Raw genomic sequence first — 23,757 nt, 5'->3', positions numbered from 1 at the left:
ATTATTTAGCCACTCGTTCGTATTTGAGTAGCTTACTTGCCCAAGGAATGAAAAACTGAAAATTTGGCGCATCTGTATGTCCACCATTGTGTTGTCGCCAAGCTAATTCGCCATCAAGTAATCCAGAAAGTACTGGTGGCATTTTTTCATTATGATAGTCATTACTTACACCCAAATCTTTAGCACCTAATAACTTAAATACTGTTCCTGCGGCAATAGTGGCTTTATAACTGCCCACTTGGTCAAGCCATTTGGCATCGCCTTTTTCTGGAATTCCATAACTAACAAATGTAGGACGGGGTGCACAAAGTGCCAATAATTCATGAGAATCTATGGGAAGGTCGCAACCCGTTTTACTTCCAAAAGACGATTCTGCGGCAGCATATTTTAAATAATTTCCTGCCATCCAATGAAATTCACCACTACTGGCAAGGCTTTCAACTGCTTCGCCAAAAACTCTTCGTTGCAAGGTTGTTCCTCCTTTTCCAGAAGAACCAATCAATCCAAAAGCAAAACGTTGGTCAAAAGCCATTGTTACTAAAGCAGCTTTCCCGTATCTTGAAACACCTTCAATGCCCACTTGTTTGATATTGACCAATGGCTCAGTTGCCAAATAATCTAATGCTTTCGACGCTCCCCAAGCCCATGCTCTTAATGCTCCCCAATCATCTGGTTTCCTAACCTGACCTTTATTTGCTAAACCAATTACTCCTCTTGTCAAACCCGCTCCATTATCTGCTTGAATGCTATTGGCTTCTAAAGTGCAATAACCCCAACCCGCAGCGAGTAATTGTTCCGTTGGGGCTGAATCGCCCGTAACGGGTGGTGCAAAAAAACCTACACTTGGCAATCTTGTAATGGGTGCATAAGCGGGATAACGCTCAAAAATCTCTTTCATTTCAGGATTACTCTTTATCATCATTTCCTTAAATGCGATATTGATTTTTTCCATATCAGCAGGATTGGGCTGTGCAGGCGATGGCAAAGCGGGAAATCCGAACATCATCAGTACTGGAACAGGTCCTTTTATATTAGTAGGCAAAACCAATACCATATTGATGTTGACGTTTATCAATGGATACTCGCTATTATCTACATGACCGATGATTTGCTTCGCAACCACAGGGATACGTCCAACAAATTCATTGTCAGTTACTTTTATCGTCCAAGTTACTTTAGGTGCATTTGTGGGGACTTTTCCATACATCTCTTTTTCAAAATCTGCAATGATTTCAGGGCGACGTAAATTCCACCATTGTTCAGGAGTAGTTACTTTTTTACCATTTTTAGTTGTCAGCGCATCTGGCAATTCTGGACAAGGATTCGCCAGACTTTCATCATAATTTGCATGGTTTGGGTCAGTTTCATTGCCGCTTGGACCAGACCTTAGTTTTTTAATCCCTAACTGTTGCATCATATTGGCTTGGTCTTGTTGCGCAGTAAAGGTGGTGAGTGGTGGGTATTTGTTACTATCAACAACCACAGATTGCTGTGCCAAAGTCCAATGGCTAAAAGTCAAAGAGCTTATAATGATGACGAAGTATTTTTTCATGAAAGACATAGTTTTTTAGTTTAGTATCAATGATTACTTATCAGTTCTAAACGGTGAAGCTGGTAATCCTTCTTTATTATAAAGGTTTGGATTGACAGGATTATCAGCCCAAGCGTATCTTACATAAAGTGGTTTTGTTACTTCATCACTCCAGACAATTACTTTATCTCCTGCTATTGTAGCTTTAGCCCAAACGAATTTTTTATCTTCACCAGCGATGGCAAAATCACTTAATGCTTCGCCATCATGACTGACCAAGCCTGAACCAATATTGGAAAAAAGAAGTGTAATTTTATTTTCTTCAATGTTTGAAGATTGAAAAATTGGACCAGATGAAGTAATATTTTCTTGATAAGCAAGCTTCATCGCTGACAATGAAAGGCGTTCGCCAATGTCTTTTTTATTATCTGGATGAATATCGTTCCATTCTCCTAAATCAATCGCTACAGTCATCGCTGTGTTGGGAACAGACAAAGTATTCAACTGTGCTTCTCTAACAATTGCCATATTGCTTTCGGAAGGCAAATAGTTATAATCCATAAAACCGGGGAGTTGAACATACAGAAATGACAATAAATCTTGCTTCCATTGATTTCGCCAGTCGTTTATCAAAGCAGGTAACAATTTTGCATACTCATGCGGATGCCCAGTATTACTTTCGCCTTGATACCAACAAAAACCTTTAACCGCAAAATTAATAACAGGGGAAACCATCGCATTAAACAAAGCCGTCGGCTGATTTTGTGCACTGATTCCCATGTTTCCGTTCATAATACTTGGCTTAAAAACAAGACCAACTTTATATTGCCAAGTGCCTTTCAGGTCAACAGTATCCTTTTCTGAAAAAATACAATAAGGTTTATCAGGTACAAAACCTCCTTTGCCAGCGTTATTTGTTACTCTTATCACAAAAGTATTTTTCCCTGCTTTCAATACATCCGCAGGAACTTTGTATCGCCTTTGCGGATATAAATAGGTGGTATTGCCAATCTTTTTGCCATTGATATACAGTTCGTCGGCATCTACAATCCTGCCTAAAAATACTTTTGCTGGTTTACCAACCATCGTAGCAGGAATCTCGATTTCCTTTCTGTACCAAACTACACCATTGAGGTCTTTTATTCCTTGGTCTTCCCAATATCCCGGAATATTAATATTCTTCCAATTTTTCGGTGTGTAAGCTGTCTCAAACCATTTTGTATTTTTTAATCCTTCGTCAATTGCCTGTGGAGTATTATTGGTAATCGCTTTTCGGTTCAAACTATTCACATAAGACGTATCTTTATTTTTTTCGATAATGGTTTTTTGCATGGCAAAATCCTTGAATCCATTTTCACTTATCCATGCTTCGATGGGCGTACCGCCCACACTAGCGTTGATAATCCCGACAGGAACTTGATATTTTTCATGTATTTTTTTGGCGAAAAAATAAGCTACAGCAGAAAATGGACGGACATCTTCACCCACTGCCGATTTCCATTGTCCATTTGGAAGATCATTTTGAGGAGACTGTAAATTAGTAAGCGTTGGAATCCAAAATTGTCTGATTTGAGGAAAATTCGCTTCTGCAATTTCTTTAGCGTAAGTAACATCATGAATATTCAATTGATGAACCATATTACTTTGTCCGCTACAAAACCAAACTTCACCAATCAAAATATCTTTTACTTCCAGACGAGTATCGCCCAAAATTTCCATCGTAAATGGTCCGCCAGCTTCCATTGCAGGTAAATTTACTTGCCAGTCGCCATTTGGATTGGTGGTAGTTTTGTAACTTTTACCCTTAAATTTTAAGGTGATTTTTTCCTTCGGTTTTGCCCATCCCCAAATTTTAAGATTCGTATTTCTTTGAAGTACCATTCCATCACTAATCAGTTTTGGTAAACGTAATTGTGCTTGTACAATAATACTTATCGTAAAAAATAAGCAACTAAATAGTATTTTTTTCATCTTGTTTTTGTACTCTACCGTTTTAATTTCTTTATCAAATTGGATTTTACTTACTCGTATTGAGCGTTTCTGCCGAACCAAGGTAATTTTGTTCTGTCTTACCAAAATTTAAGTCTAATTTCTGTAAAACAACACCCGAAGTCACCATCCAATATTTTATTTTATGTTTACCTTTTCCAACAAGTGAATGTTTACTCGTTTTGATAATGATATTTTCGGCAGCCCATTTATTCCAAATGCCTTTATCACTTGTTTTATCTTCTTTGTTCAAACTGATGATTTGAGGCTGTTCATCATCAATAGAAATGGCATATTGCAAACCATTTTCTGTTCCGTAGAAATTTAAACTTGGTGAAAAGTAAGCTTGAATCGTCACGTCTCCTTCACTAAAAGTATAAATTTCATATTCCAAATGAGGAGCATTCCCTTCGGGTTTTTGCTCTTTAGCGGTAACAGGAAAAGTAGTAATCGCCGAACCAGTTCTACCGTGGTCGGGCAAGATTTTCCATACTATACCATTAGTGTTAATCGCTTTAGTAAAATGCTTTGCCTCGATAGAAACTCCTTTCTGTTCGTCTTGATAGAAGACATTTCCTTTTTTATGCGTAGGAATCGTTGCCTTTTTTAGAGGTTGATTCGCAATTTCTTTTTTCTCAACAATAGTGGCTTCGCTAAGATACTTTACTGCTGGCATTTTCTGTTTTTCGGGCTGTTGCCAATAGGTATAACCAATATGTGTTTGGCTCATCAGATGATTCCATTTGCCATTATTGAGTTGATGGTATTCCTTTGTTATTAAAGAATCATTATCATAAAGTTGTTTTACTTTATGGGCATAAGTATTGGTTTCTTTCCATTTATTTTCAAAAGCTTCCTTATTCAATGCCACATTGTAATACATTTCATTGAGGTTTGCACAAGCTTTGATAGGATGTAAAACCAACTGAAAATAAGCATCTTGATAGGTTGGCGATAAATATTTTTTGATGCTATCGGCTTTTTGTAACAAATTATTATAGTCTGTAACTACTGTTTTCCATTCGCCAGTTTTCAGATTGTAAGTATTTGCATCTAATAATTCAGGCTTCCGTCTTCCGTTGAATTTACTGTATTGATTTAGCAAAAAGGCTATTTCTTTGGCATATTTATCGCCAAATTGCTTGCTTGCCCATTGTTCGCTATACTGCTGTAAATCATTGGCTTGAATCTTTTCAGGATTCCAAGCATAGTCTAAAAAGAAAGAAATTGGAAATTCCATCGGTTTAATATCGCCCACATTTACAATCCAAATATCTTTCACATGGTGTTCCCAAGCTAAGTGCATTTGTTCCCAAATTCGAGGAAGCGGATTGGTATTCAGCCATTTGTAATTACGTGGCCCGCCTACATAATCGAAGTGATAATAAATTCCATAGCCACCTTTGCGTGGTTTGGCATCGGGCTTAGGAAGTTTACGAAGATTTCCCCAATTGTCATCACAAAGTAAAAGCGTTACATCGTCAGGAACGGTCATCCCTTTATCGTAATAATCTTGCACTTCTTTGTACAATGCCCATAATTGTGGAGTTTCGCTGGCAGGTTTGCCTGTTACTTCACTGATGATATTCCTTTGGTCTTTCACGATTTTTTCTAATAAAGCCGTTGCGGTTTCTCTTGACATTGGTTCGTCACCATCACCTCTCATACCAACGCTTACAATTTTTTCATTGGTGGCTCGCTTCATGCCTTCTCTCCAAAATGCTTGTAGTTTTGTCGGATTACTTTCATAATTCCATACGCCACCTTTTTCTCTTCGCCATTCATCATGGGCACGCATCAAAGGTTCATGATGCGACGTTCCAATTACAATGCCGTACTCATCGGCAGTTTTGATATTCTCTGCATCGTCGGCATAAAAAGCACTTCCCCACATGGCTGGCCAAATGTAATTTGCTTTTAAACGAAGTAACAATTCAAATACTTTCCCATAAAATTTGTGGTTAAATCCTCCAAATTTTTCTTTACTCCAACTTGATAAAGCAGGCGCTTCATCATTGATAAAAATGCCACGATATTTCACTTTTGGACTTCCTTCTGAATAGCGACCATTCAAAACATAAATTTCATCGTGTTTTGGCACAGGCACATCAGCCCAAAAATACCAAGGCGAAACACCTATTTGTTTAGATAAATCATAAATGCCATAAATTGCCCCTCTCCTATCTGAACCAACAATCACCAAAGCTTTTTTGACATGAGGAAAAGGATTTTCAATCGTTTGAATCACAAATGTTTCCCATTTTCCTTGAAGGCTTTTTACATCTATTTTCTTTTGAGTCACCAATGCGTCAATCCATTGATTTTTTCCTAAAGTACCCACAATAATAACTTCATCGTGCTTGCTAAGTTCGTTGATAATATTGTTTTTTCTGCCTGTTACCCGTTCAACGTCCATTTGCAAATCATTCGTAGCACGAATGACGGCTTGCTCATCTTCTTTGGAAACCAAAATGGAAGCCATTTTACTTTTTGAGGCTACACAAAAGCTTTTCCCTTTTGATTGAAAAGTTACATAAGTGTCGGGATTTATGCAAAAACCAAATAGTGGAAATAGTAATAAGAATACACTAAAAATATGTTTCATTATTTTTGTTTTTTGAGCTACGTTTTTGAACATATCCAGCCAGTATTTTTCTTTCAATGATGGGAATCAAGATTTTTTCCATTGAAGTACTACTCACTATTTGATTATATTTCAAGCATGTAAAATTTTGGAGGCGTAAAGTAAGTGGAAACGATAAACATTGAATGTCACATAACACTAAATCTATATTCCAAATGTTCAAGCAACCTATATTCTTATTGTATTTTACTTGATAAATCAATACTTGTCGTTGTTAAGCCTTCCGCTTTGATATTTAGCTTTATTTTTCCTGTCTGTCCTTTTTTGGCACGAACAATAACCAATGCCAAACCATTAAAAGCTTGGCGTTGATGCGAAGCAAACGAAACTAAATCAGCAGGATTTCCGTTGTCGGTAGCTACAATTTCGCCTGCTCCTTCTATGCTAAAAGATAGTTTAGGGTTTGCATCAGGTACGGTTAAACCTTTTTTATCTGTAATTTTTACTGTAATAAAAGCAAGGTCTTCACCATCGGCTTTGATGATAGAACGGTCTGCCGAAGCCTGAATTTTGGAAGCTTTTTCAGTTGTTTTTACGATTTCTTCGGCCCAAAACTGACCATTTTTATAAGCAATTACTTTTAATTCGCCTGCTTGGTATTTCACTTCGTCCCAACGAAGGCGATACTCGTATTCGGCTTTTTTCTTTCTTCCTTGCGATACTCCGTTTAAAAATAATTCTGCTTCATCGCCCGAAGTAAACACATGCACTGGCGTGATTTCGCCTATACGATTCGACCAATTCCAATGCGGTAAAATGTGTGCAATTCGCAAATTTGGTCGCCAGCGAGCTTGATACAAGTAAAATCTATCTTTTTTAAACCCTGCCAAATCAATCATACCAGAATAAGAACTACGGGCTGAATAATAAGGTGTTGGCTCACCGATATAGTCCCAGCCAGTCCACACAAATTCGCCTGCTACGTAAGGATGGTGGTCCTGAGTGGCAAAAACTTTATCGGGTGATGCTCCAAATTGTGCCGTATAAAGTTCGTAAGCACTTACTTCTTTGGTAAGAGGGTTTCCGCCTACGCCATCGCTCACAGGAGCGGAATTTTCGGAAGCCACTGGAAAAATATACGAACCACGAGTACTTAATGTCGATGCTGTTTCGCTACTGATAATTATTTTATCAGGAAAAGCCTTTTGAAAAGCTGGATAAGATGGCGAAGTTCTGATACCGCCTTTTAAATGTTGGTAAGCAGGTGCGTCTCGGATGCCTTCGCCTTGATAATTCAAACTCATAAAATCCATTTCTTTTGAAAAAGGCATATCAGATTTGGCATAATTTTGAGAAGCCGAAGCTGGACGAGTTGGGTCTTCTTCATGAACAATATCGTGTAATTTTTTCGCAATTTTTGCTCCTTCTACATCGGTATATTGTTCGCCAACTTCATTCCCAAAACTCCAAGCGATGATAGAAGGGTGGTTGCGGTCACGACGAATGAATGAACGAGTATCGGGTTCGTGCCAATCTGGAAAAATCAAGTGAAAATCGTGGGGCGTTTTTTTGCGTTCCCAACTATCAAAAATTTCATCAATCACCAAAAAGCCCATGCGGTCGGTTAAATCAAGTAATTCTGGAGCAGGTGGATTATGTGCCATCCGAATAGCATTACAACCCAATTCTCGGAGTACTTCAAGCTGACGCTCGGCTGCTCGAACATTAAAAGCTGCTCCCAAAGCTCCTAAATCATGGTGTTGATTTACGCCTTGAATCCTAATATTTTTGCCATTAACGATTAAACCTTGTGTAGGATGAAATTCAATTTTACGAATTCCAAATTGGGTATCGTATTCGTTTACTAATTTGCCTTCACTGAAAAGACGAGTACGAGCAAGATAAAGATGAGGTTTTTGACTTGGATATACTCCCCAAAGTTTTGGATTTTTGAGCTTTAAAGTGGTTTGTTGAAGGTAATTTTCACCAGTTTTGATACTGATAATTTCTGATGGAAAATTAGCGAGAGCTTTTCCAATGGGTTTTGAATGCGAGTCTAAAGCATAGATTTCGGTTTTTACTGCTACTTTTTTATTCACGCTTGCTCTATTGATGATTTGTAAAGCCAAATTTACAGTGGCTTCGCTTTCCGAAACTTCGGGCGTAGTGATAAAAGTACCCCACTGAGCTACATGAACGGGAGCAACTTTCGTCAGCCAAACATTGCGATAAATACCACCGCCTGGATACCAACGAGCGGAATGATTGGGATTATCTATTCTAATAGCCAATTGATTATCGCTCCCAATTTTCAAGTAAGGCGTTAAATCTAAACGATAAGAATTATAGCCATAAGGCCAACCGCCGATTAAATGACCATTGAGCCAAACCATACTGTAAGACATTGCTCCGTCGATGTCTAAGTAAATAATTTTACTTTTGTCTGCTTGGTTGATGCTTATTTTTTTACGATACCAAGCAACGCCTTGACTGGGCAAACGCCCCATCCCGCCACCAACTTCTGGTTTATCGCCTTCATAAAAGGCTTGATTAATCGCCCAATCGTGGGGTAAATTCACTTTCTCCCAAGTATCATCTGAAAAATTACTTTTTATGAAAGGAAAATCTGCCGTCGGATTTCCAGCGGGAGGAACGTGTTTTTTAGAAGGGTCTTTTATAAAATCGTTGGCTGTGGGAAGAATCCACGCTTTTAGTACTTGTTCTTTTGCTTCAACTTTTACGGCTTCATCGGGTTTTGAATCGGCAACTTTGCTGTCGTTTACTTCTTGTATGGCTGGACGAACGTCATAAATCAACTTATCAGGATTGGCTTGATAACGCATAAATCGCCAACCTTCGTTGAATTTTATTCTTTCGGTTTTATATTTTGTTGATGTGTTTTGTGCTTGAACATTCAACGATACAATCGCACATAAAAAGGCAATTTTTTTTATCTTTAATAAAAAGTTGGTTAACAAATCTTGCTGCATTTAATTATCTTTTAGTATTTGATTGTATTTGTCTTCCTCAAAATCTTGGGGAATATTGAGGAAGAGGAAAATCTTATCAGTTATTTAATACAATAGTTGTTACGCTACTTGGAGGAATATCCATTTCTACAGTCTTGTTTATTACTTCAAGGTTTTTCTTATTGAGTGTAGATGTTTCAGTAGTGGTATATGCTGTGGCAATATTGGGCGTTAAGCCATTTAGTTGAACACTTTTTACAGTAAAAGCTTCTGGGTTAATAATTACAATAACCGTCTGTGCTTCTTTTTTATAAGCTGTAATTTTTAGATAATTATTAGCAGGAACATCAACACCAATTCTCATAAAACCCGGGCGTATAAATTTTGAAAAATGTGAAAAAGCATAACCCCTTTTAAGTATTTCTCCATTGGTTGTATTTTGCTCACCATCGCCAATAAAAGAATAATAACGTTGCAGATACCACCAAATGTAGGCGTTCCAATTGTTACTCATTGCGTCGTGAACAGTTTTTAGCATGGTGATAGATTCTGCCCATTTGGCTGTTTCAGAATAAGTTTTCCATTCAGCCGCACCAGCATTGCCTGTGTTCAAATTCAGCAAATACTCTGTCATCCAGATTTCTTTTTTCTTTTGCTCTGCTAAGGGAAATTTCGCTAAACCGCTACCATAGATGTGTCCTGCTACGATGTCTATTTTTGAGGAAGCTTCATCATCTAAAAGGATAGCATTTGTCAGGTTTTGATTAAAGTTTAATGATTCTGGAGCAGCAAGCTTTGCTCCAATAATCTGACCTGGTGCTTTTAAAAAATTGATAAAATCATCTGCCGTATAATCGCAGGACTCATAATTTGGCTTCCAATCTGGCTCATTTTGGATAGAAACTACATCAATTTTTGCTCCATTTTGAGCCATGTAAGCGATAAATTCATTGATATAGTCTTTGAATGCTTTATAGTTTTCGGACAATAAATGTCCTTGAATATCACTTTTATTACTCTTTAAAGATGCTGGTGGCGACCACGGACAAGCCAATACTTTCACTCCATACTTATTGGCTTCCTTTACAGCTTCAATGATAATAGGCCATTCACTTTTGTTAGATGATATTCTAACCCTGAAAATACTCAATCCAAGCTGATTGTCATTCAGTCCAAAAGCCTTTGAGGCTTCGCTTGGTTTTAAAGATTGTGTTCCCCACATTCTATTTGCACCGCCAAAACCTGCAATAGTTTGATAAGTAGTGAGGGGCGTAATAGTTACTTTAAAAGGGTTTGTCTTAACTACCACAGGTTTTGTTTCTTCTTCTGATTTTTTACAAGAAAAGCTAAAAGCAATACAGATAGCTAATAAAATGATGTTTTTTGAGATTTGTTTCACTTCAATTATCCAAATTTTAGAGGTTTGATTGCCATGAATTTTCACAAGTATATTTTTTACTAAAAAGAATAGAAGAGATAAACATGTTACCTCTTCTATTAATTTATATAATATTAATTATAGCCTGGATTTTGGTCTAATTTAGTACTTCTATTTCTTTCTATTTCTCCATTTGGAATAGCCCAAAGATTGAAATGAGGCTTCATATTTACACCATAGAAAGGATTATGTTTTACAACTCTATCATAGAGCTTGCCCATTCTCATCAAAGTTAGCATTCGCTTTTCTTCGACTCCAAATTCACGCAAACGCTCGTCAAGAATATAATCAAGGTTTACATTGCTTGGCAATACTGCTGAAGCTTTTGCTCTTGCACGCACCACATTAATATCTGCGGCAGCAGCAGCTTGATTGCCCAAACCGATATATGCCTCAGCTCTGAGTAGGTATGTTTCAGCTAATCTAAACATATACTGATCAGCATAAGTACCTCCAGCCGATGATTTCAACTCATATTTCTTGATAGGGTCTGATGAACCCGGATTTACATATAAGCCCGCAGGGTGGTTGAATGGTGTTGTGGCTTTTGACTGATATGGATAGAAAAAGCGAGAAGGATAAGTAATTCCAGCTCCAGCTGGTGGGTTTTTCGTAGAAATTACTTTCCCAAAGAAAGGACTCGCAGGATTAGTAGCCACTACTTCACGAACAAAGTTATGATTCGCATTTCTAATGTCGTTGTTGAAATCGCTTTGCCAAACAGAATCTGCAAAATACTTAGACGGTTGTAAGAATCCTACACCTCTACCTCCTGTATAATCACCTACTGGCCATGTAAACAAGGCTACGCCATTTACTCGCATATCACGGAAAAGAGGAACGTGTACCCTTTCTAATTGATATGTTCCAGCTGTGGCCGTTGAAGTTGCTCCACCACCTTGTACATCTGTTTCAAATTGAATCACCCAAAGACCTTCTCTGTTCCCTGCTGTTTTTCTGTTTTGGTTATTTGCTTGAAATAAATCCCAATATACATCACCAGGCGTAACGGAAGAACGAGAACCAAATCTATTCTGCATTAAATCAGTGGCGGCATCATCAATTACAACTGTGGCGGCATCGGCTGCATTTTTGTATTGTCCATCCGCAAGATATACTTCCGACAATAAATGTTGTGCCGCAAGGTTTGAAATCTCGCCGTCTTTTACAAGCACAATAGCAGGCAGATTCACAGTAGCAAATTTCAAATCTTCAATAACTTGTGTTAAAACCTCTTTTTTAGTTGCTCTTTTAAAATCGGTTTTTTCAGCAATGATTTCCTCTGTTATCAAAGGCACACCACCCCACAAGTACGCAAGTGTTCTGTAGGCAAAAGCTCTAAAAAACTTTGCTTTTGCTTCATACACTAACTTATCAGTGGCAGAAAGTGATGAACTAGGAATTCTACTAATTACAGTATTCGCTTCTGCCACAATCTTATAAATCTGAGACCAGTGGTTATTGGCAAGTGCTCCTGTTGAACTAAAATCTGAAGCAAGGTTTGGGTTTGTCCCTACTGTTACTTCTATCCCTAAATCAGTTCTATACAAATAGTGCATGGGTTGCCAGTCACTTCTTGAATAAAATTCTGCTCTTACTAGAGCATAAAGATTGTTGACCGAAGCATCAAAATCTTTGGCTGTTTTGAAAGCATTGCTTGTACTCAAAAATGAGCTTGGGGTTTCATCTAGGAAACTCTCCTTGCAAGAAAAGCTAAATAGCAGGAGAATAACTAACGATAGTAATTTTATTTTTTTCATTTCCGAATTGTTCTAATCTTGATTAATAAATTATGTTTAAGCCTACCGTAATGGCTCTTAATACTGGTCTTCCTGAAGTTGTCAGACCATTTACAGGGTTTCCGTCGCTATCATTATCATTTACTTCAGGGTCCCATCCTTCCCACTTAGTCCAAGTATGGAGGTTTTTACCACTGATGTATAGATTGATAGATTGTGCTTTTGTTGATTTCAACAAATTGCCTAAATTATAAGAAAGCGAAACATCTTGTAATCTGATAAAGCTTCTACTTTGGTACATATTAGGCTCGATTTTAGCTCTACTGCCCGAGATATTTCTAGGATATTTCCCAGTAGGGTTTGTTGGCGACCAAAAATCTATTCCTTGTAAATAATTTACTCTTATGCTATTATCATCACGGAAATATGATGGATTGTTATTTCTAAGGTAGCCATCTTTTCCTCCTTGTACAGAGTTAATTAAAACACTTAGTGTAAATCCTTTATATTCAACACTGTTTGAAATACTAAAACGATATGCAGGCTCTGTTCTTCCTAAGAAAATACGGTCAGCTAAAGGGGTAATATCTTTATCACCATTTTGATCGACAATTCTCACCGAACCTACAGGAAAGCTTGGTAATCTTTCATCAGTAAGTTGATAAATACCATTTGTTTGGTAATTATAGATTGTTCCGATTGATTTTCCGATAAAAAGATTGCTTGATATAAGGTCATCTTCTATTCCATCACCATTGGCATCAACACCGGTGAGTGAAACAATTTTGTTGGTATTAGCAGAAAAATTGACAGTTGAAGACCATTTAAAACCACCTTTTTCTAAAATTTTTCCTGTAAGAGATGCCTCAAAACCTGTGTTGTTGATTTGTCCTAAGTTGGTATTAATATTACCGAACCCTGTTACATTTGGAATGGCTACGCTGAATAACAAATCTCTGGTTTTATTATTATAGTATTCAAGTGAACCATTTAATCGGCTATTGAGTAAAGTAAAATCAACCCCTAAATTTAGACCAGTGGTACGCTCCCATTTTAAATTATCATTGCCCAAAGAAGTTACTTGTTGTCCAAAAGAAGTAGTTCCCCCATCTCCATATACGTAAGAATATTCATTTCCAGTAGAAACCCTTGCTATAGAAGTATAGCGAGAAGTCTGGTTACCAATTGTACCATATCCAGCACGCAATTTCAAGAAGTCAACCGCTTTAACTTCTTTCATAAAATTCTCTTCTGAAATAACCCATCCCAAAGCCGCTACAGGAAAGATACCATACTTATTATTTTTGGCAAAACCCGAGAAACCATCACGACGCACTGTAGCCGTCAGAAGGTATCTATTTTTGAATTTGTAGTTTAGTCTTGCCATTTGGTAGTTCAATGACTCGTTCCAAGCTTCAGATTCTATAAATTTTGTAGTACCTAATGCTAGGTTATTATAACTTAATGAAAGTCTAGAAAAACCTTCTGCTCTTGCATTGACAGAATTAAATTTTCGTTCTACTGAACCATATAACAATGTACCCGTTACTTCATGTTCTCCGAAAGCTTTGTTGTAAGTAAGAATGTTATCAAAAGTATAGTCGTAATAGTCTTGAGTATTTTTATAAGCTGAACCCGTTTGGCCTGCTCCATAAATACTTGAATTGAATCGCTGAGAAAGTCGGTAATTATTACCAAAATTCATGCGATATTTTAGTCCTTGCAAGAAAGGGAAATCTATTTCTGTATAAATATTGGCAAAAAGGTACTTGTTTCTATCATAATCATCTACTTCATAAGTGGTAAATGGGCTAGGTTCTAAAGTATTCGTTGGAAAAGGAATAAGGCTTCCGTTTGCATCGTAAGGCACTAACAATGGCGATATACGAATAAGACTACTAAAAGATGGTTCTTGCCCATCTTGGTTCACAAAAGAACCAGATGAAACTAAGCCTACTTTCATCCATTCAAATGGTAGCGTTTCGATATTGGCACGAATCGATTGTCTTTTGAATTTGTCGTTCACAATAAAGCCACTTTGGTTTACTAATGACCCTGAAATCAAATAGGTTACTTTTTCAGCTCCTCCAGAAATACTTAGGTTATTTTCAAAAATTGAGCCTCTATTTGTTCCCTGACCAAACCAATCATAATTATTAGGAAGTAAATTGCCAGCCCCATCACGCATTGAAGCATCTGCAACATCTGATACTTTGAAATTAGGATTTGGTTCTGTATAACCTGGTGCAAGATATGCTCTATCATAAAAAGCCTCGGTCAATTGCTTGATAAAACCATCACGGTCATAAGGTTTTAAATTACCAATGGTAGGTGTTTGTGAAGTATATGCACTTGAAAATGAAATACGTGGTTTTTGATTATACTTCCCTTTTCTTGATGTAATCAAAATTACACCATTGGCTGCCTGAGCACCATATACCGCCGTTGAACTGGCATCTTTCAAGACATCAATAGAGGCAATATCATCAGGGTTGATTGACGACAACGAACCTGTATATTGAATACCATCTAAAATAATCAGTACGCTTTGGCTACCATTCAAGGTTACTTGTCCCCTGATAGAAATTGGAGGAGTACCACCAGCACTTGTTGACAAACCTACGTTTAATCCCGGTACTGTTCCTTGTAGATATTGCCCAATATTAGTGTTGGGAGCATTACGCATTGTTTCAAGATTTACACTCGCTACCGCACCTGTTAAATCTGACTTTTTCTGTGTACCATAACCAACTACAACTACTTCCTCCAAGGCTGATAAATCTTCTTCTAATGTAAGTTCTATCGTAGTTTTATTGCCAACCGTGATTTCCTCTGTTTTATAACCAACAGAACTTACTACCAATATTTCAGTCGGAGTGGCATTGATTGAAAAAAGTCCTTCATTGTTGGTCGTTGTACCTCTTGTTGTTCCTTTTATTCTTACAGAAGCACCCACCAGAACCTGACCATTTTTAGTTTTTATTGTTCCTTTTACTGTTTGTGCCTGTATCGTAAAGCTTGAAATGAATAGCATCAGAACACACAATACTATATTGTATAGTTTGTTCTGCCGTTGTAAAATAGTTTCGTTTAATTTTTCCATAGTAATGCAAAATATGATTGTTTTGATAAATTATTTAACGTTCCTCATGTTTTAAGGCGTTTTTGACGGTGTAAAGTAAGCTGATGGAAAAAAAACGGATTAGCACATAACGTCAAATATATGTACCGTTTGTTCAATGGACGTGGAATCGTTAAATTATGGCATTTAATATTACAAGAAAGTGGTAGTATCATCCAGATTTCTTTAAAAGTCAGTGATACTCTTTTATAGATTCTGTGAAAAGGCTATTTTGTTTGCACTTTGTCAATTCGTCTTTTGGGCTATAAAGTAAAAAACCGTAGCTACTAAAAGTTGCTACGGTTTATATAATCTTGGTTAGTTTATTTCATTTATTCTGACAAAATACTTTTTGATAAATCTTTTTTTAGAAGAATATATTCTGAAGGCGAAACATTATACTTTGCTCTGAATGCTCTGGCAAAATAATTTGGGTTTGAAAAACCTACTTCATAGCCAATCTGCGAAATTTTCATATCACTCTTTTCCAAGAGCATTGCTGCTTTTTTAAGCTTAATCGAGCGAACAAACTCTACAGGTTTTTCTCCTGTTAAGTTCAATATCTTGCTATACAATGTTCCTCTACTCATGTTCATTTCTTTACTGAGTTCTTCTATCGACAAATCTGCCTCACTGATATTCTCTTCGATGTGTCGGATGATTTTCACCAAGAATTTTTCATCTTCCGTTTCCATCTCAATTTCAGCAGTTCCAAGATTGATTTGCTTGCTATAAGTATCTTTTAAGGTACTATTTAAATTGAGTAGATTTTCTATCCTTAGGTTCAATAGCTGAAAGCTAAATGGTTTCGTTAGGTAATCACTAGCACCTGTTTGTAAGCCTTTCAATTGGTCTATTTCTTCTGATAATACGGTTAATAATATCACAGGAATGTGCTTGGTTCTACTGTCTTTCTTGATTTTTTTGGTTAGTGCAATTCCATCCATATTAGGCATATTAACATCACTAACAATTACTTTCGGATGGAACGTAAGTGCTTTTTGCCAACCTTGTTTTCCGTCTGAGGCTTCTATAATTTTATATTTTTCCTTTAAATTATCTTTCAAATACGTTCTTAAATCCTCACTATCGTCAACTAACAATACCACAGGTTTATCTATCTGAGTTGGTTCTACAACTACCGTATCGGTTACTGGTGGAACTTCTTCAAATGGTTCTGATAATACGTTTACTACTGTGCTATTAGGGCTAAATTGTTTTATCATTAAAGGTAAATATACAGTAAAGACACTTCCCATGCCTTCTTCACTTTCTACTTTTATGTACCCTCCATGAAGTTTTATAAATTCTTGAGTAATAGAAAGACCAATGCCACTCCCTTGATTTAGAATATTTGTATGACTATTTATCTGATAAAATCTGTCAAATATTTTTTCGAGCATATCTTTTGGCAAACCAATTCCAGAATCTCCAATAATCAGTTTGATTCCATTATCGGCTTCTGTTTCGATATGAAAATATACATCTCCATTTTCGTTCGTGAACTTAATTGCATTTGAAAGTAAGTTGAATAAAATGCGTTCTACTTTTTCTTTATCAAAAACTGTATAAAATTCACTAATTGAGCATTCAAAGTGAAGATTGATTTTTTTCCGTTCAGAGATGTACTTAAAAGATTCAAATATTTCTTTTCCAACCGCAATCAAATCATCTTCAGTAGGGTTTAGCTTTAATTCATTATCTTCTATTTTACGAAAATCTAGTAACTGGTTTACTAGGTTCAATAATCGTCTTGCATTTCTATTGATCAGGTTCAGCGTATTGAGTTTATCGTTACTCTTTTCTTGTGATAATAGACTTTCAATAGGATTAATAACCAAAGTCAGGGGCGTTTTTAACTCATGACTTAAATTGGTTAGGAACTTGATTTTTAATTGCTCCAATTCCATTTTTCGTTCAGCCTCAGTCCTTTCTTTTTCAATTAAATGCTTTACTTGAAGGCGTTCTTGTTCTAAGGCAAACTCATTCCGTAATTTCTGAATTCCCCTTCTGCGTAGCGACCAAAAAGTAAATACAATGATGAAGAAATAGAAAAAATAAGCATAAAAAGTACGCCAAAAAGGTGGATTTACAATGATTTCGATTGTCTTCTCTGGAGTATGCCATGCTCCATCTTCACTATTTGCTTTCAGCCTGAATGTATATTTCCCTGGATCTAGGTTTGTATAGCCTACCGAAGTAGCAGAACCTACTTTGTTCCATTCTTTGTCAAGACCTTCTAGCATATAAGAATACTGGCTTTCTTTGGGCGATGTGTAATTTAAGGCAATGAAGTCTAACGTGAAATTTTGTTTGTAACTCAGCTCAATTTTTTTAGCCATATAAATGGGTTCAGTAATTTCTGAATTCTCGCTTGGATTAATACTTTTATTGGCAATTTTTAAATCTGTAATAACCAGATTAGGGATTTTTTTATTCTGATTCAGGTATTCGGGTGTGAAGAAATTGAAGCCATCAAGCCCTCCAAAATACATTTCTCCTGTACTTGTTTTTAAACCCGCTCCCATATTGAAGGAACTCTGCTGAATTCCATTATGATGGGTATAGTTTTTAAATATCTTTTTATTGGGGTCAAAAACGCTAATTCCTTTGTTGGTACTTACCCATAATTTTCCAAATTTATCTTCTAAAATCATGTAAACCATATCGTTAGCAAGTAAATGCTTTTCGCCATATTGTATAAAACTTTTTGTGTTGGGTTCATACAAGCACAATCCACCGCCAAATACGCCAAGCCATATTCGTCCTACTTTATCACAACAAATACTCATTATCCTATCTATAGGCAAATTGCTATTCCCATGATTAAAAATAATTAACTCATTTCGTCTTGGATTGAATGAAGCAAGCCCAGAACCATTGGCACCAAACCATAAATTACCTTGTTTATCTTCTTCAATGGCGTTGATATAGCCGTTAATGGCTAAATTCTTATCATCTTTTTGTGGAAAAAGCTGACTAAAATGAGATATTTTAGCCGTCTTTTGGTCTATTTTATAAATACCATTTCCATTAGAACCTATCCAAATATTCCCTTGGCTATCTGTCTTGATACAATTGATACCAATATCGGATAAATCTGATTTAGTTTTAGGGAAATGGATTGTTCTGATTACAGCATTGTTAGCTAGGTCGATTTGGAAAAGTCCATGAAGATAAGTTCCTAACCAAAGGCTATTGCCCGAACGCTCTAAAGTATTCACCTTTCCTCTAAAACCATTTATTGAAAGGTGTTTCAACAAACCTGTTTTTCTATTGAAAATATTCAGCCCGCCGCCATCTGTTCCAACATATATATCACCAGATGGATGTTCTGCTAAAGCGGTAACAGTTCCAGCATTCAATCCATGAATATCAACTGGATTAAATTGTTCATGATTGAAAAACGCAAGGTTTTCATCATATTTATTCACGCCACTTTGTAGCGTGCCAATCCAAGCAATGCCACATTTATCCAAATAAATCTCTCTTACTGAATGCCCAATAAAACTACCTATCTCACTAAATTTACTTGAACTTGAATATTTTATCCTTGTGGTTTTACTACTTCTAGGGTCGAAAATGTTCAATCCATCTTCCGTTCCAATCCAAAGTTTACCAAGTTTATCAAATACTATTTTATAAATCTTATTACTACTAAGGGTTGTTTCTTCTGATTTGATAGATTTAAAATACTTAAATGTCCCATTTTTCACATCCATTACATTCAGTCCGCCTCCGTCTGTACCCAGCCATAGATTTCCCTTTTCATCTTCAGTAATTGTTCTGATAATACTATCTGAAATGCTTGTTTTGTCGGTAACGTCGTGTAAAAAACGTTTAAAAGTCTTTTTTTCTTTGTTAAATAAATGTAAACCGATACTTGTACCAACCCAAATATTACTTTTGTGGTCTTCAAATATGCACAGTATTACGTCAGAATTTAGTTTGTTTTTATCTGAGGAATTTGCGCTAAAAGTTAGAATCTTTTTGGTTTTAGGATTGAAATAATACAGCCCCGTGTAAGTTCCTACCCAAATGTTTCCAGATTGTTCTGCGTACAAACTCCTAATCCAACCGTAGGGAGAAAAATCATAATTGGTAAAATTATTGAGATTCCGATTATACAACGATAAAGTAACAGTAGTACCAACCCATAGATTACCATCTTTGTCTTCTTGCAGCGCCATTACAGTACCTCGACCAACACTGGTTGGCTCAGACTCAGTGTGTCGATAAACAGTAAAGTTAATACCATCAAATCTGTTCAAGCCATCTTCTGTACCAAACCACATAAACCCATACTTATCTTTTAAGATGGCATTTACGGTATTAGAGGACATCCCATTTTTACTATCAAGATTAATAAAATTATAATCTTTTTGCTGTCCAAAAACTTGTTGACACATCAAAAGTAAAACGATGATAAAGTATTTATTTTTCATTCCTAATTAATATTATACGCTATTTCAGAGACGAATATCGGCATTTTATTTCCACTAGGTGAAGCTATCCATCATTTAAAATAGCTAGTGTGTTTGGTTAAACGATTCTGCGAATACTAATGTTGGAAATTAGTCTTGCAGAACAAGATGAATAGCAAAAGTATTATCAAATGATTGATGAAATGTCATAACATCACAATTGAACACAAAAACAAAAAAGGTCCAAACAGCAAACGCTATTCAGACCTTTTTTATAAATGCTTGATTACTATTTCACTTCAAATTCATAAGTTCCTGAACTCAAAGTCATTTTTACTTGCTTGTTTTCAAGGCTTACCTGACTAATTCCTTGTGTTTGCGTCAGGGCTTTGCCACTTTCTTTTACTTGATTAATGCTGTTGGCTGGCAAATAAAGTGTCGCACTGCTGTTGGCTGGAATCGTGGTTTTATAAACAAAAGTATTACCTTCATAACGCCATTCGCTACTAATTTTTCCATATACCGAATCGTAATATCCTTTTGCCCAAGTCATTACTTTATCAGGGTCTGGCGTTGGTTTTAGAACGATGGCTTTGAACGCTGCCTTTTCTGGACTTCTCTGAATGCCCAAAGAATAATTATTCATCCAAGCCGCTACCGCCCCGAACGAGTAATGATTGAAAGAGTTCATGCTATTATTGCCACCAAAACCATTTTCTACGGTATAAGAATTAAGTCTTTCCCAAATAGAAGTAGCTCCGTTTACGACAGAGTATAACCATGACGGATACTTGGTTTGTTGTAAAAGTCTGTAAGCGTTGGCTGAACTTCCATTTTCAGAAAGTGCTTCTGAAATAGAAGCCGTTCCGATAAAACCTGTCATCAACGAATATTCAGGACGTTCTACGCCAAGGTCGTCTTTGTTTTTTCTTTGAATACTTTCATTCAAATTTTGAACGGCATCAGCTTTGTTGGTTTCATCGAAAACACCCAAATCCAAAGGAATGGCATAAGATGCTTGTGTATCAATCAATGTGCCTTTATCAGATTTTCCACGAGTATCCGCTTCGTTTGGAGCAGGAATAAAACCCGTTTTTACACCTGATTTAACGGTTTTATGCGAATTTTTATCGACATAAACTTCATTGAAAATTTTCTTTATTTCTTCATAACGTGTTTTGAAAGCTGTTGCTTCTTCTGTTTTTTGAAGAATCGTCGCCACCTTGTTCATAATTTCTAAATCATAAGCAAAGTACGCCATCCAAAACAAAGTATTATCGTTTTTATTTCCTTCTGGACTCAACCAGTCGCCCAATGGACCTTCGTTCAAAATACCTGTTTTCTTGTCAACTTTAGTTTCTAAAAACTGAATGTAGCGTTTCATGGCGTCGTAGTGTTCCTTCAATAATTGTACATCGCCATATTGTTGATAGGTTTCCCAAGCTACAACAAGTCCCGCACTTCCCCAAAGTGTACCGCCAAAACCGCCACCCATCGGTGCTACGTCGGTGAATCTACCACTTTCTGCTTGCACATCACGCATTGCCAAAAGGTGTCTTCTTAAAAACAAATCTGAATTCGTTAGATAAGTAGCACTTTTCGAGAACACAGAAATATCACCGCTCCATCCCATACGTTCGTTACGAGCAGGTGTATCCGTTGGAATTGAAAGGAAATTACTTCTTAGCGACCAAGTAATATTTCTCCAAAGTTTATTCACCAAATCGTTAGATGTTTCATAGGCTGAACTCAATTCTTTCACAGAACTAATCACCAAGCCTTTTACATCGGCTACCGCAATGGCTTCGTCAACGCCTGTTACTTCTACATAACGATAACCGTGGAAAGTAAATCTTGGTTGAATGATTTCGTCACCGCCTTTTAAGATATACATATCTTGTGTTAAAGCAGCTCGGATATTTTCCATCATTACCATTCCTTCATTGCCTTTGTAATCAGGCAGACTTGGGTATTTTACTTCGGCATAACGTAGCGTTATTGCTTGTCCTTTTTTTCCGTTTTTAATCAAGATTTGCGGAAAGCCTACCATATTTTGACCCATGTCATAAACAAATACTTTCGGACGCACTTCTTCTACACTTTGGGCAATCATTGTTTTTACAATGCTGGCATTATCGCCCATCTGACCCACAATTTTACAATCTTGATAATCTAACGTAGATTTTCTACCCATAAAATCCGTGAAAGTTCCCTTATAAGCAGTTCCTACTAATGGTACTTCAACTGAAGCTTTCCAAGCATTATCGTTGTAATCGGCGGTTGTCCAATCTTTAATCAATTCCTCTTTGTTAGCGTCATAGACTTCGCCTTGAAAATAACTTCCATAGCGAACTGGGCCATCGTTGAAAAACTTCCATTCTTTCGGATTTGAAGTAATTACTTGTTCTGAACCATCTGAATAGGTAATGACCAATTTTGTCAAAAGCGATTGACGGTCACCAAAATAATTCCAGCTTTCACCACTGTAAGTAATATTTCCACTCCACCAACCTTCACTCAACCAAGCACCAATGGCATTTTTTTCGCCTTGTTTTAATGCCGAAGTTACATCGTAAGTTTGGTACAAATGGTGTTTGTTGTATTGCGTTAGACCGGGATTAAAATAATCGTTACTTACTCTTTTACCATTCAAATACATTTCATAAATACCTCTTGCGGTTACGTACAAACGAGCGTTTTTGATAGCTTTTGACTGCGTAGCAAAAGTACTTCTAAGCATCGGAGCGGCATTTTTACTTGGATTTGCCAAAATCAAGGCTCCACCCGAAATAGCATAAGTACCATTTTCAATACTTAATTTTTCAGATTTAAAAATCCCAGAATAATTACTATTCGTCAACTTTTCTGTAAAAAGTGTGTTGGATGGAAAACGGAAATTCTTGATTTCAAGATCTGAAAAATAAGCTTTTTGATTATCATTCGTCTGAAAACCAATGTCTGACAACATCGGGAAACTGATAAAGTTATTACCACTTCCAACAGGATTTAAGTTGAAACCTCTTTGGGCAAAAGGAGAAGTCGGAGCGGAACTTTTATCTTTTAGTAAATTCTCTACTTTGTTTCCATCCACAAAAAACTCAAATACGCCAAAATTACATTCCGCAAAAATCTTATGTTCTTCGTATTTATTGGCTTGGTTGATAAGTGTTTGTGGTATTTCAAAAGATTTAAAAACCTTATCTTTTGAATCACTTTTATCATAACCGACTCTATAAATATTCAATTTAGCTAATCCGTCTGTCGCTTCTGAAACATTTGAAATATCTAATTCCAAAGCGATATAACTTTGGTTTTGGGTATTTTGCATAGCCATTAAATTCAAGTTTTTATCCATCAAACGAGGGTCATTTCCACCGAAAGTAAAGGCTGCTTTTGTTGAATTAGAAGCTTTGTCGAGCTGGATAGCATATTGAAATTTATAGACAGAAAGATAATGTGCATACAAAACCAAATCTTCATCACTACCGCCAATCCATTTTGCACCAGACCATGCCGATAAATCTGGATTGGGGTTCATCAAGCCCGTTTCAAACCATGAAGTATTGCTACTCATTTGGTTGAAATTATCCCAAACGTTTACTTTCCAAGTATAGCGAGTGGTGGCTTTTAGGGGTGTTCCGACGTACTCAATGCCATGCGAAAGGTCGGAATTTACTTTTTTAGAATCCCAAACGATTTGATTTTGGGCATCCGAAACAATGATTTGATAAGCTTTTTGAAAATATCCTCTTTTAGGAGATTGCCCTTTTTTGACCTCCGAAACCTGCATTTGCCAAGCAAAATGAGGATTTGAAATATCAATTCCTAGAGGATTTGATTGATAATCTACCGTTAAATTTCCCACAGAAACATTCGCAAATACGTTTCCAAAGAATAAAGTAAAGAAGAAAAAGGTAAGCCAATAAGCCTTTTGTTTAAGCATCATATTTAATATTTATTAA

9 protein-coding genes are annotated in these 23,757 nt (G+C 36.5%); all 9 read right to left on the bottom strand.

What is annotated here, in order from left to right:
- Position 1: 1 nt before the first annotated feature.
- Entirely contained in the window at positions 2–1,552 is a 1,551-nt protein-coding gene (locus VB798_RS21455) for a glucuronyl esterase domain-containing protein (RefSeq protein ID WP_323689291.1), read from the bottom strand.
- A 33-nt stretch (positions 1,553–1,585) separates the two neighbouring features.
- On the bottom strand, positions 1,586–3,502 hold the full coding sequence (locus VB798_RS21450; protein WP_323689290.1) for a sialate O-acetylesterase: 1,917 nt from the start codon (positions 3,500–3,502) through the stop codon (positions 1,586–1,588).
- 46 nt (positions 3,503–3,548) lie between these two features.
- On the bottom strand, positions 3,549–6,125 hold the full coding sequence (locus VB798_RS21445; protein ID WP_323689289.1) for a glycosyl hydrolase 115 family protein: 2,577 nt from the start codon (positions 6,123–6,125) through the stop codon (positions 3,549–3,551).
- Between the two features lie 215 nt (positions 6,126–6,340).
- Complete coding sequence (gene galB, locus VB798_RS21440) at positions 6,341–9,094, bottom strand: beta-galactosidase GalB (RefSeq protein WP_323689288.1); 2,754 nt, start codon at positions 9,092–9,094, stop codon at positions 6,341–6,343.
- Between the two features lie 76 nt (positions 9,095–9,170).
- Positions 9,171–10,472: a glycoside hydrolase gene (locus VB798_RS21435; protein ID WP_323689287.1), complete on the bottom strand. Its 1,302-nt coding sequence runs from the start codon at positions 10,470–10,472 to the stop codon at positions 9,171–9,173.
- A 113-nt stretch (positions 10,473–10,585) separates the two neighbouring features.
- Positions 10,586–12,271, bottom strand: coding sequence for a RagB/SusD family nutrient uptake outer membrane protein (locus VB798_RS21430; protein ID WP_323689286.1), 1,686 nt, complete (start codon positions 12,269–12,271; stop codon positions 10,586–10,588).
- Between the two features lie 22 nt (positions 12,272–12,293).
- Positions 12,294–15,353 (bottom strand): SusC/RagA family TonB-linked outer membrane protein, encoded by a 3,060-nt coding sequence (locus VB798_RS21425; protein ID WP_323689285.1) that lies wholly within the window; start codon positions 15,351–15,353, stop codon positions 12,294–12,296.
- 350 nt (positions 15,354–15,703) lie between these two features.
- Entirely contained in the window at positions 15,704–19,816 is a 4,113-nt protein-coding gene (locus VB798_RS21420) for a hybrid sensor histidine kinase/response regulator transcription factor (protein ID WP_323689284.1), read from the bottom strand.
- Between the two features lie 268 nt (positions 19,817–20,084).
- Positions 20,085–23,741: a family 78 glycoside hydrolase catalytic domain gene (locus VB798_RS21415; protein ID WP_323689283.1), complete on the bottom strand. Its 3,657-nt coding sequence runs from the start codon at positions 23,739–23,741 to the stop codon at positions 20,085–20,087.
- Between the last annotated feature and the right edge of the window lie 16 nt (positions 23,742–23,757).

It is taken from the genome of Arcicella lustrica, assembly GCF_034930985.1.
GTDB lineage: Bacteria > Bacteroidota > Bacteroidia > Cytophagales > Spirosomataceae > Arcicella > Arcicella lustrica.
This window is presented reverse-complemented; position numbering and strand designations above follow the sequence as displayed.